The sequence below is a fragment of the Proteus sp. PR00208 genome, from assembly GCF_016238545.1.
GTDB lineage: Bacteria > Pseudomonadota > Gammaproteobacteria > Enterobacterales > Enterobacteriaceae > Proteus.
Map to the genome: position 1 here is coordinate 11,187 of NZ_JAEHQE010000004.1, position 12,084 is coordinate 23,270.

The following is a 12,084-nucleotide window of genomic DNA, read 5'->3' on the forward strand; positions in this document are numbered from 1 at the left end:
CTAAGCCCCGTACTGGCAAGCCAGCACGGGGGTTTAACCTATCTACCTAAATTAGTGACCTGAGGACACTTTTACATCTTTTGGCATAGGAACATACGGTGTTTCTTGTGATGTATCTTCTGGGTTTTTACGCGCTTTCATTGCGGTACGGAAACCGTAGAAAATGATGCTATAAACAACCACTAAGAACAGAATACTTAAGCCAGCATTGGTATAGTTGTTAATTACAATATGATTCATATTGGTAATTTCAGCCGCAGTTAAGTCAGCACCACCTGCTAAGATCTTCGCTTTGTATTCATTTGCTAAGTAGAAGAAACCTTCCATTTGTGGATCATCGCTGAGAAGTTTCAGACCTAATGCCCATGTTGTACAAATTAATAACCATACTGCTGGAACAACTGTCACCCAGATATATTTAGTACGTTTCATCTTAACTAAGATAACAGTACCTAATACCAGAGCAACTGCCGCTAACATTTGGTTTGAAATACCAAACAGTGGCCACAAGCTCTTAACACCACCTAATGGGTCAACAACACCTTGGTATAACAGATATCCCCATAATCCTACGCAACCCGCAGTACCAATCACACCCGGAATGAACGAATTTGTTTTCTTCAGGTAAGGGATAAAGTTACCTAACAAGTCTTGGAACATAAAGCGACCAGAACGTGTACCCGCATCTAACGCCGTTAAAATAAAGAGCGCTTCGAACAAGATCCCAAAGTGATACCAGAAGCCCATATCCGCAGCAGGAATGATTTTATGGAATACCATCGCAATACCAACAGCTAAGGTAGGCGCACCACCAGCACGGTTTAATACAGAAGGCTCACCAATATCTTTCGCCGTTTGTAGAATTTCTTCTGGCGAAATAACAAAGCCCCATGAACTCACCGTTGCAGCAGTATGCACAGTAACTTCTCTTAACTGCTCCATAATAACTGCTGTATTTTCACCACCTAATTCATGAAGGTTCGGCATAGTAATACCTAAACCTGCTGGTGGTGTATTCATTGCAAAATACAGACCAGGTTCAATGATAGATGCAGCGACTAATGCCATGATCGCAACGAATGATTCCATTAACATTGCACCATAACCGATAAAACGCGCATCCATTTCATTGGCAATAAGTTTAGGTGTTGTACCTGAAGCAATTAGTGCGTGGAAACCAGAAACGGCACCACAAGCGATAGTGATAAATAAGAATGGGAATAAAGCCCCTTTCCATAATGGTCCTGTACCATCGACATATTGAGTAACCGCTGGCATTTTCAGTTCAGGGTTTAGGATAACAATACCAACGGCTAAACCAACGATAACCCCAATTTTCAGGAACGTCGCTAAGTAATCACGAGGTGCAAGGATCAACCAAACTGGCAGTAATGCAGAAACAAAAGCATAACCAATAAGACCAAAGGTGATTGTTGTATCTTTAAAGGTGAGTGCAGGTCCCCAGTATGGATCATGAGCAATAACGCCACCAAACCAAATCGCAGCAATCAGTAATACAATACCGATAACAGAGACTTCACCGACACGACCCGGGCGGATATAGCGCATGTAGATACCCATAAACAGGGCAATTGGTACTGTTGAACAAACAGTGAACACCCCCCATGGGCTTTCTGCTAATGCTTTAACAACGATAAGCGCAAGCACTGCAAGAATGATGATCATGATAAGGAAACAGCCGAATAAAGCGATAGTACCCGGAATAGGACCCATCTCTTTCTTTATCATCTCACCAAGTGAGTTACCATTACGGCGTGTTGAAATAAACAACACCATAAAGTCTTGTACTGCACCAGCAAGCACAACCCCAGCTAATAACCAAAGCGTACCCGGTAAATACCCCATTTGAGCAGCAAGAACAGGCCCTACTAAAGGACCAGCACCCGCGATAGCCGCAAAGTGGTGACCAAATAAAACATAACGGTTAGTTGGAACGTAGTTCAAACCGTCATTATTAACAACAGAAGGTGTTGCTCTAGTTGGATCAAGCTTCATCACTTTTTGAGCGATATAAAGACTGTAATAACGATAAGCAACTAAATAAACGGCAACAGAAGCAACAACTATCCATAGTGCACTGACGTGTTCACCACGGCGAAGCGCAACCACTGAAAGACAAAAAGCACCGATAATCCCTAGGATCACCCAAGGTACGTGCTTTAAAAATGCATTTTTGTTCATGAGACACCTTTTTTTCAGGCAAGACCGAACAGCCAAAGAGTAATGCGGGACAGCTGAGAATGATTTGAGCGAATATGAGAGACAACTGCCCGCTACTACATAATAAGAAGAATGAGATATAAACAGTGCGACAAAATCGCTTAGCGGTTGTATAACGAATTAAGCGGTCTGTTTTTTGAGTTGAGTGGTTCTGTCTTTTTGAAATGGCTATTTTTTTGTGATCTAGATAACAATTTTATTTCTTTCAATAAGTTAGAAAATCATTAAATAGAAAAAAACCTCCTTTTCACTAACAAAAAAGGAGGTTTTTTATAACATTATTTAATCAAGTAGTAATTATTGGCTAAATTGAACGGATATCAAAAGCACGTTACCTTTTCGAGCAGGTGAACCATTAAAACGCCATTGATATGCAGCATCAATAACGGCATTATCTATGCTCATATCACCACTGCCAGATTTCAATAGCACCACAGTAGGAACACCTTGAGGGTCAACATCAAGTTGTAAGATCATATCCCCTGTTTTAGGTGCTGTATCAGGTGCATTCACTTTCGGTAATGCCTGATCACTGCCTTTGATATTCGCTGATGAGAAATCAATACTAAATGTCCGATTTGATTGCTCAACAACCTTGTTGTTTAGTGGCTTACGTATCACTTTACTATTAGGATCTGATGCTGGTATTACACGTTGAGCTAATTGAATCTGAGTTAAGTCATCACTGAGATAATCATCTGAAGGTTTAACTTCAATACCTTCAGGTAAATAACGCATATCCATTCGCGCTCGTAAGGTTTGATAGCGATCTAAGCGAGCACCCTCAAGTGTATGTATCACCATTCTCATTTCTAACATTTGCATCAGCGAACCAACACTTTCTTTTGATTTTTGCTGTGACGCTTTAGCAAATGCCCCTGCTGCAATTTCAGGATCTTCATCGAGCCATGTTATACCCCATCCTAACCAGACATCTTCACGATCGGGTTCTAATGCGATGGCCTGTTCAAAATGAGTACGCGCATTGAGTAATAAAGTTTGCCAATATTTTCTCTCTTGAGGATAAATTTTAGGAGAACTGGCTAAATTGTTGGTTCCTACGTTGTAATATTGCAATTCAAAACGTGCCACTGTTCTCACGATATCGGCATTATCCTGATGAAGAGCGAGTTTTTCATTTAAAAAGCGAATACTGTTATCCCAACTTTCATGGTTATTTTTACCATTAGGCAATGTCTGCAACTCTTTTAAGATGGCTTGTAACGCAGCACGTTTTTCTTGCTGTTGTTGAGATAATCTAGGGTAATAAGATGAATAAGGATCATAGCTGGAGCGAGTTGCTTCTCTTCCATCATCTAATTCTGGCGCTTGCTTTTTCAGTTCTGTATAAGCATTTTCAGTCAGTGTTATCCCTTTTGCATCTTGTCTCGCATAAGCTTTAACCAGTTTTATCAATGTTGATTGTTGCTTAACCGCATACTCTTTCCAACCAAGACGGGTACTTTCAAAACGAACTGTCACACGTTGGCGATATCCGTCTTTGTTTGGCATAAAACGCCAATGACGAGCCGCTTTCACTGCTTGATCATCGAAAGCATCAACACCACTACTGTTTTGCACCCAAAGCCCTGAAATACGCCCTTGAGGATCGACATCAACGGATAAAATAACATCTGCACGAGGGATATATTTTCTGATTGTTGGATAACGGATTTCAGTTAAGTTTTTCACTTCATTAGGTGATTCAACGATCACTTCTCCGGGATACTCTTTTCCCATCATTGATTGCATTTCAAGATAAGTGGTTAAATCATTATTGATTGCATTACTCACTGGTAATCGCTGATTAGCAAGCTTAGTGACTTCTTCTGGTGGTGTACTGTTTTGTCGATAAAAACGATCTTCAATAACACGCGCTTGTAATATCTGATAAACCTGACGCTGATTTTCAGTAAGCTCTGAAATTGCTTTTTTCAACAATTGTTGCGCTGAAATATCATTATGACCTTGCTTAGCCTGTTTGAGCGTATCTGCCACCATTAAAGCTAACATCGCTTTTTCAATTTGTGCATCCAAAGAACGATGGGCGATATAAGTAAGTGATAAAACTTGCCATGCCTCAGGTGATAATGGCGCAACAGCAATAACATTAATACCTGATTGCGTTAATTGAGCATCATTACTATTTGAAAGGGAAGCTAATGCCTGAGCGACCATAATCTCAGGTTGATTTAATAGCCAGTCGCCATAAAAATTGAGTGTTTTTACAGCTTCCGCACGTTCTGATGTTCCCTTGGTATGAACTAAATAAGCTTCTTTCGCTTTTGTCGCCACAATCACATCATCACTAAAATAATCCAATCCTGGTAAAGCAATTCGCGCTTTCTCAATAGCACTAATAGATGCCAGCGCTTTCGGTTGATTAGACCGAATAATGTTACGGATCTCATTTTCACTATTAACAACAAAATAATGATAATTTTGCCATTCAGATTGTTCTATATTTTGTAAAACAAAGCGACGACGATCTTCTAATTCACTCTTTGGTATCACCGAGAATGACACCCCCAGCGCCATTAAAAGGACTAATCCACCACCACATAAATAGTAAATGTTTTTAGCTCGCCACGATTGCAATAACATAACAATCGTCATAATAAGAGAGCCTAACCATAATCCCAGTAAGAAATTACGCTCATCAAAGCGAACAGATGAGGGGAGAATTTTACTATTAAAACTATCAATCAAGCTAAAGGTTGAAACTAAGAAGGCTGGCAACCAGAAAGGGAACAGTAACGTTATAACGCCAATAATAATCAGGATCAGCCTTATTCTTTTTTTCATGTTATTTTCCCTAAATTATGGCTTTCTTTTCAAAATATGCATTGAAGGGAAAACAAAAAGAACTAACAAGATAATGGCTAAAACCATTAAAAACATCACACTCAACATCGTTATTAGTATTTGCTCAATATAATCCGCTTTGATTAAATCTGCGATCCAGCTAGAACCTAAACCACCGCTGGCTCCTTGTGGAATAAAATTCATCAGTAATAACCCCAAAAATACAGGGACTATCATGGCAATAGCGGTATGTAATATGACTTTGGGTACTTGGTTTATTGCATTTTTAACCGCAATAAATATCGCTGGCGGTTGAATAGGTTTCGCTGACGTAGTTTGAGTTGGCGCTTGTCGGATATTCGCATTTTGTACTCTTTTTTGACGAACTGGCTCACGTTGCGTTTGGTTTTGTTTCTGAGTAATTGCAACTTGCTGTAACTTCGCCTCTCTTGCACAAGCTGCGCAAGCTTTACCTGCAAAATGCTGGTGGTTTTTATCTTTTTGACAAATGACTAACTGTTGCTTTTCGGGTTGTGCATATTCATAAAGTGCTGTCGTCCATGTTTTTGCACTTGGTCTTTGCGAAGGTGTGCCTGAAAATGCTTTATCAAAGAGCGTTCTTAGCTTATCAGGTAATTGTTTATGTCCACTGGCGACATTTGGGGTGATCAAATTATGCGCCTTTATGCCATAACCATAAAAATGCCCCGCAATACGTCTTGGTATATCCGTAGGTACAGTGTCATTTTTAGGTCGGCCACTAAAAGGGTGGATACCAAAATTAAGCAACTGAAAAATAATAACGGCTAAGGCAAATCGGTCTTGCCACTCTTCTTGAGATTCTGGAACGGTTTGTTTTGCTTGAAATTCAGGGGCAAGATATTCAACAGTAAATTGCCCAGCAGGAAAACGCGTATTCTCACCTTGGATACTAAATCCATCACAATCGAGAAGAGACATATACAGACTTGATTTATAAAACCGCAAATTCAGCGGTTTCATATCAATAATACGGTGCCCTTGCTGATGTAAAGCATCAATCAATGAGCAAAGGTTATATGCGAGACTCACTTTCGCCCCCATTCCCGTGGGTAAGCCATGCGCTTTGGCTTGGCGTTCTTGAAGAATGTATTCCAACTCAATCGTATTTTTGACATCAAGTTCAGGCATCACAAAGCCAACAAATTGCTTTTGGCTATTGTATAAACGTGCTTGAGGCCATGCGAGTTGGATAATGGGCGTATCGTTAACAGAAACGGGCTTTAATGCAGGTTCTAACTTCTGCATTGCCGTGATCTTTTTCAGATAATAGGCTTTATCAATTTTGTCATGATAAACTTTTGAGACTTGGAAAGGTGCATTATTAATATGGCTAACGCTACCCGCACCACCACTTTTTATCAAATCACCTATTTGATAAATCTTACCGTTTTCATCTTGTAATTGCCTAGATACTGGTTGAACTATCCCTTTCTTTCTCGCTTTTACCACAACTCTTCATCCCTGATGCAAATAACTAAGGTTTTATCATCGCCTGTGATTGAGTGTGTTCGAGGATCAGCTAAAGTCCCTGCTAATGCCTCACTTCCACTATCTTCTGATACAGTTTTTAAATAACGGATCACAGGGGTGATAAACGGTTCATAAAGGGCATCACCCGCTTTATTCATGGCAAAAGGCTGTACACCATCAGACATCAAAATAACTTGTTTTACTGGTTTATTTAGGGGAATAACACGTAAATGCGCTTCCCAATTTTCTGACGTTACAAACCAAGTTTGATTCGCATATTCTCCATTTTCAGGTTGTGATACATAACTTGTACCATCACAGTATTCCACCACAGCAATACCGTCACCCAAATGGAATAAATAGCCACTATCATCACCGACCCAACATGCAACCAATGTTGATGCATATTCATTAAGCGCACACTGCTTTATTTCTGCATATTCAGCCAGTTGGAGGCGAATATCTTCAATAAGTTGTTTAGCTCCTTGTGTTATCTGTTTTTCGGTTAACAAATCAATGTTTGGCCACTCTGTAATACGTAGCGTAAATAACCGAGCAACAAGCTGAGCACCTTGTTCACTATAATGAGAAGAACCAGCACCATCACAAACAGCAGCGATAAGATATTCACCTTTACGACGAATAAAATAAGCATCCTGACAGGGAATTTGACGTTCTTGATGGGCAATGCCTGTCACAGATGCCCCATAAGCTAACCAATCATTCATCAAACAGGTACACTCGCCCAAGAATCAGTTGAAGGTAATTGTGCCGTACCGCCTGGTGTAGATTGTGAAACAACCTGCATACTGGCGCTTAGCCACAAGAACAGTTCTTTAAATTGCAACCCTTTAAGCATTTTCACGCCGTTAACGCCATTACGACTAAAACTTCCCATAACTTCTGCTGATGCGCCATCAACCATAATCGGAAACACCGCTGTTTTTTGGCTTTCTTCTGCTTGGCGACAAAGCTGTGCAGCCTGTTCCCATTGGTCTGTAGGAACACCATCAGACATTAAAAATAGCCAAGGACGTGTATAAGCAACACCCGCTTGTTTAAAGCGCTGTTTTTCTGCTTCAATTTCTTCAAGCGCTAAAGTAATGGCTTGTCCCATTGGGGTTGTGCCATTAGCTTCTAAAACAGGGGCTGTGAAATCCATAGCATCTTTCCAATCACCATGAACCGTACATTGGTCATATCCGCCGTATTCAATCACTAAAATACGTACACGTTTAGCCGCAATCACATCATTTTTGAGTTCTTGTTCGAGTAATTTAAGCCCTTCATTTAATTGTTGAATAGGTTGACCATACATACTGCCAGAGCTATCTAGCACTAAGATCAGAGGGGTACGTTGTTCACTGTTATCAACCAAAGCTACGTCAGGGATCATGGGATGCTCCATCATTCAGTTATTATTTTTCATGATAATGATTAATGTAACATAAAGACGCAAAATTCATCAGAAAGAAAAAAGCGATAAAAGGAAGATAAAGATATTTCTGAAAAAAAACAGGTTTTGAGGTTTTAAATAGAGTGTTTTAAATTAAATTTAAGAACATTTACGCGATTTTAGATGAAAAAAAGCACCTCATTACATTAAGTAAAAGGTGCTTTTTAAATAAAATATTTATGATGTTAATAGTGGATCTTTTGGCGTCCAGCAATAGAGTGTGAAAGCGTTGTACCGTCAACCATTTCAAGTTCGCCGCCCACTGGAACGCCGTGAGCTATCCGGCTTGCCGTAATATCATACTGAGCACAGATTTCAGCAATATAATTGGCTGTAGCTTCACCTTCAACAGTCGGATTGGTTGCCAAGATCACTTCAGAAATCGTCTCTTGGCTTAAGCGCTCTTCAAGTCTATCTAAACCAATGTCCATAGGACCGATACCATCTAAAGGGGATAAATGCCCCATTAAGACAAAGTATCGCCCTGCAAACTGCCCTGTCTGCTCGATAGCATGAATATCCGCAGGACTTTCGACAACACAAATTTGCCCATTTTGCTGACGACGAACATTCGCACAGATGGTGCAACGCTCTTCTTCAGTAAAAGTTCGGCAATCACAGCAATGACCGATTTCAGACATTGCACGCGTGAGTGCTTGTGCAAGTCGCATACCACCGCTTCTATCGCGTTGAAGTAGTTGGAAAGCCATTCGTTGCGCTGACTTAGGCCCGACACCGGGTAAACAACGCAACGCTTCCATTAATGATTCAAGAAGTGGGCTGGTTTGCATTAGAATGGCATCTTAAAGCCTGGTGGCAATTGCATACCGTTAGAAACAGAGGCCATTCTTTCTTTTTGTGTTTCATCAATACGACGCGCAGCATCATTAAAGGCAGCAGCAATCAGATCTTCCAGCATCTCTTTGTCATCTTCTAGCAGGCTAGGATCGATTTCAACACGACGGCAATTATGAGCACCATTGATAGTGATCTTAACTAAGCCAGCGCCAGATTCACCTGTCACTTCTAAGTTTGCGATCTCTTCTTGCATTTGTTGCATTTTTTCTTGCATTTGTTGGGCTTGCTTCATCAGATTACCCAAACCACCTTTTCCGAACATAATTGTCTCTCTTTGTAAAAGCCACACAGTATGAAGTCATACAACATGTTGCGATTAAACAGGTCGGATACTCTCTTCATCCAATTCAGCATCAAAATATTGCTGTAATGTTTGAATCGTTTTATCCGTAATAATCGATTGACGCGATAACGCCAATTTTTCATCATAAATGGCTTGTCGCCACTCCAACGGTGTTTTTACCGTTGGATCATCATCTTCTATAATTGTGAGTGAAATTGCTTTTCCATGCAATTCACTTAACGCATTAGTAAGCGTGCGTAACGCATTTGCAGAATTTAAATGTTTCTGTTTAGTTCGTAAATGCAAAATAACGTTTTCTTCGTTTACTGTCTCTTTATACGCATTTAATGCCAGTTGTTGCACCAATTTAGGGAGTGACATTTTGTCAATTTCAGCCGCCCAAGCATCTCTTTCTTGCGACTCTTTAGCAATTTTTGCTGCTAATTCAGGTGTTTTTTCATATTCGAGAACTTCTTTGATCTCTTTTGGTGAAGAAACAACCTCTTGCGTTGACATTAACTCAGGGTTTTGCGGACGCCACTGATACTCTTCTTTTTTCTTTTTTTCAGGCGCATTAGTCTGACGCTTCGCTGCTTGCTGGCGTTTTTCACTCACGGCTGCTAGCCGCTCTAATGCACTAGCAGCCGGCTTGGCCCGATTAGGCGTCGCCGGTTCAGACTTTTTTGGCGGGGTTTGTTGTTCCGTCCCCTTTATTGCCTGCCTTGCCCTTAGAAGTTGTGCTGCGGGGCTATTGCCTAATGAAGCACTATTTTCTATTGGTGAAGAAGATGGGTGATCCACTTGAGGCGAATGAGTCTGCACAGTTTGCGGAGCATAATGTTCAGACATTCTATTTGTAGGCAATGATGCTGAAGGTAAAGTTTGTGCTAATGGCGCAGAAGGTATTTCATCAATCACTGTTTTAGGATGAAAAGCAAGTGCACGTAACAGAGTCATTTCAACCCCCATGCGTCTATCTGGCGCATAAGCCAGTTCTTTTCGCCCTACTAATAAGGTTTGATAATAGAGTTGTAAATCTTGTGGAGAAACAGATTTTGCCAATAAACGTAGGCGTTCTTGAGTAAATTGTTCTTGAGGATTTTCTTCACTAGGCAATAACTGCAACATCGCAATTTGATGCAGTAATGAGAGTGTTTCAACCAAGAAATTTTCCCAGTCAGTACCTCTTGAAGCGACTTCATTAACCAGCGACATGACCTGTTGACCATCCGCTTTTACTAACGCTTCAATCAATGCTAATGGTTGAGCGTCATCAATCGTGCCAAGCATTTGGCTAACCACTTCTGCACTGACAACACCTTCACCACTTGCGATAGCTTGATCTGTTAAGCTTAATGCATCTCGCATACTGCCATCAGCAGCGCGAGCAATAAGTTGACGCGCTCTTACATCATTTTCAATATGCTCTGCTGATAGCACTTTTTCGAGTTGTGTCGCAATTTGGTCAATATCTAATGCTCGCAGATGAAATTGCAAGCAACGTGATAAAATCGTGACAGGTAATTTTTGTGGATCAGTCGTCGCTAATAAGAATTTAACGTGCTCTGGCGGTTCTTCTAATGTTTTTAGTAGCGCATTAAAACTGTGACGAGAAAGCATGTGAACTTCATCAATCAAGTAGACTTTAAAGCGTCCTCGCGCTGGCGCGTACTGCACATTGTCCAGCAGTTCACGGGTATCTTCTACCTTAGTACGAGATGCAGCATCGATTTCAATTAAATCGACAAAACGCCCTTGTTCTATTTCAAGGCAATTTGCACATTGACCACAAGGTTTACTCGTAATACCTGTTTCACAATTGAGCCCTTTAGCAAATAATCGGGCAATAGTGGTTTTTCCGACACCTCGTGTGCCAGAAAAAAGATAGGCGTGATGAAGTCGCTGATGATCAAGACCATTAGCTAAAGCAGTCAACACATGACGTTGACCAACAACATCGTTAAAAGTTTGTGGGCGCCACTTACGGGCAAGTACCTGATAGCTCATTGATTCCGCTAAATTTGAACAAGATTTATCTCTATGCTAACACAGGGACGACCTATTGAGCGAGATCTGTAAGAAACAAATGAGATATTGGAGAAAGAACCAGCAGAAATTTAAGGTAAAGATAAGAGGTAACAATTGTGCGGGCAATATACATTTATAAAAATAGAAAAATTATAAATGATATATAAACACCCGCACTCTTACTTGTGTTTACGATAAGAACTTAATTAGTTCTTCTCTAAACAGTGAAGATATTAATGTCCTGGAAAATCAACCAGTGTAAAGCTATGAACACCTTGTTTTTCTAAGCGTTCGATACCGCCTAAATCAGGTAAGCAGATAATGAATGCAGCTTCTGTCACAGTGCCACCTAAACGGCGGATCAGACGAGCAGTTGCTTCAATGGTGCCACCTGTTGCTAGTAAATCATCAACCATTAATACTTTGTCTTGATCCGTAATGCTATCTTTGTGGATCTCTAAAGTATCTGTGCCGTATTCCAGATCATAAGTTTCACTGAGCGTTTCGCGAGGCAATTTACCTTTTTTACGAACAGGAACAAAACCAACACCTAGGCGTAAAGCGACTGGAGCACCAAATAGGAAGCCACGCGCTTCGGTACCCACAACTTTAGTGATACCCTGACCTTGATAGTGTTCTACCAATAAATCAATGGTTGCCTGATATGCAGCAGGATTATCCAATAATGTAGTGATATCACGGAATAATATCCCTTCTTTTGGATAATCAGGAATGGTTTCAATACTGTCTTTAATAAATTGCAGTTGTTGCGCGTTAGCAGTCATAATCAGTGCCATAATAAAAAACGAAACGATAGAATCTATGCAATATGCCGTTAAAATGCAACAGAAAGCCAATTAACAACTCTTTTTTGTTGCTTTAAGTCAATTCATGTTTTTAT

Annotated in this window: 9 protein-coding genes; all 9 read right to left on the bottom strand. The window is 40.5% G+C overall.

Annotated features, from left to right (window positions below; all coding sequences use genetic code 11):
- Positions 1 to 51 precede the first annotated feature (51 nt).
- Complete coding sequence (locus JEP36_RS04485) at positions 52 to 2,202, bottom strand: carbon starvation CstA family protein (RefSeq protein ID WP_109371657.1); 2,151 nt, start codon at positions 2,200 to 2,202, stop codon at positions 52 to 54.
- A gap of 336 nt (positions 2,203 to 2,538) precedes the next feature.
- Complete coding sequence (locus JEP36_RS04490; protein WP_198629909.1) at positions 2,539 to 5,046, bottom strand: energy transducer TonB family protein; 2,508 nt, start codon at positions 5,044 to 5,046, stop codon at positions 2,539 to 2,541.
- 15 nt (positions 5,047 to 5,061) lie between these two features.
- Positions 5,062 to 6,537 carry a DNA-binding protein gene (locus JEP36_RS04495; protein WP_198629910.1) on the bottom strand — a complete coding sequence of 492 codons (1,476 nt, stop codon included), beginning with the start codon at positions 6,535 to 6,537 and terminating at the stop codon, positions 5,062 to 5,064.
- The gene (locus tag JEP36_RS04500) at positions 6,531 to 7,286 is read right to left on the bottom strand and encodes a PP2C family serine/threonine-protein phosphatase (RefSeq protein ID WP_198629911.1); all 756 of its coding nucleotides are present in this window, start codon (positions 7,284 to 7,286) and stop codon (positions 6,531 to 6,533) included. The genes JEP36_RS04495 and JEP36_RS04500 overlap by 7 nt, the downstream gene beginning before the upstream one ends.
- Entirely contained in the window at positions 7,286 to 7,954 is a 669-nt protein-coding gene (locus JEP36_RS04505; protein ID WP_227336451.1) for a vWA domain-containing protein, read from the bottom strand. The genes JEP36_RS04500 and JEP36_RS04505 overlap by 1 nt, the downstream gene beginning before the upstream one ends.
- Positions 7,955 to 8,199: 245 nt before the next feature.
- On the bottom strand, positions 8,200 to 8,805 hold the full coding sequence (gene recR, locus JEP36_RS04510) for a recombination mediator RecR (protein WP_088493661.1): 606 nt from the start codon (positions 8,803 to 8,805) through the stop codon (positions 8,200 to 8,202).
- The gene (locus JEP36_RS04515; RefSeq protein ID WP_023580840.1) at positions 8,805 to 9,134 is read right to left on the bottom strand and encodes a YbaB/EbfC family nucleoid-associated protein; all 330 of its coding nucleotides are present in this window, start codon (positions 9,132 to 9,134) and stop codon (positions 8,805 to 8,807) included. Before JEP36_RS04515 ends, recR begins: the two co-directional genes overlap by 1 nt.
- Positions 9,135 to 9,188: 54 nt before the next feature.
- Complete coding sequence (dnaX, locus tag JEP36_RS04520; RefSeq protein ID WP_198629912.1) at positions 9,189 to 11,162, bottom strand: DNA polymerase III subunit gamma/tau; 1,974 nt, start codon at positions 11,160 to 11,162, stop codon at positions 9,189 to 9,191.
- A gap of 254 nt (positions 11,163 to 11,416) precedes the next feature.
- Entirely contained in the window at positions 11,417 to 11,968 is a 552-nt protein-coding gene (apt, locus tag JEP36_RS04525) for an adenine phosphoribosyltransferase (protein WP_036911661.1), read from the bottom strand.
- Positions 11,969 to 12,084 lie beyond the last annotated feature (116 nt).

Bases quoted from the DNA above. Each gene is read 5' to 3' on its own strand.
- JEP36_RS04500 (WP_198629911.1), bottom strand. From the start codon at position 7,286: ATGAATGATTGGTTAGCTTATGGGGCATCTGTGACAGGCATTGCCCAT.
- JEP36_RS04515 (WP_023580840.1), bottom strand. From the start codon at position 9,134: ATGTTCGGAAAAGGTGGTTTGGGTAATCTGATGAAGCAAGCCCAACAA.
- JEP36_RS04490 (WP_198629909.1), bottom strand. From the start codon at position 5,046: ATGAAAAAAAGAATAAGGCTGATCCTGATTATTATTGGCGTTATAACG.
- dnaX (WP_198629912.1), bottom strand. From the start codon at position 11,162: ATGAGCTATCAGGTACTTGCCCGTAAGTGGCGCCCACAAACTTTTAAC.
- apt (WP_036911661.1), bottom strand. From the start codon at position 11,968: ATGACTGCTAACGCGCAACAACTGCAATTTATTAAAGACAGTATTGAA.
- JEP36_RS04485 (WP_109371657.1), bottom strand. From the start codon at position 2,202: ATGAACAAAAATGCATTTTTAAAGCACGTACCTTGGGTGATCCTAGGG.
- recR (WP_088493661.1), bottom strand. From the start codon at position 8,805: ATGCAAACCAGCCCACTTCTTGAATCATTAATGGAAGCGTTGCGTTGT.
- JEP36_RS04505 (WP_227336451.1), bottom strand. From the start codon at position 7,954: ATGATCCCTGACGTAGCTTTGGTTGATAACAGTGAACAACGTACCCCT.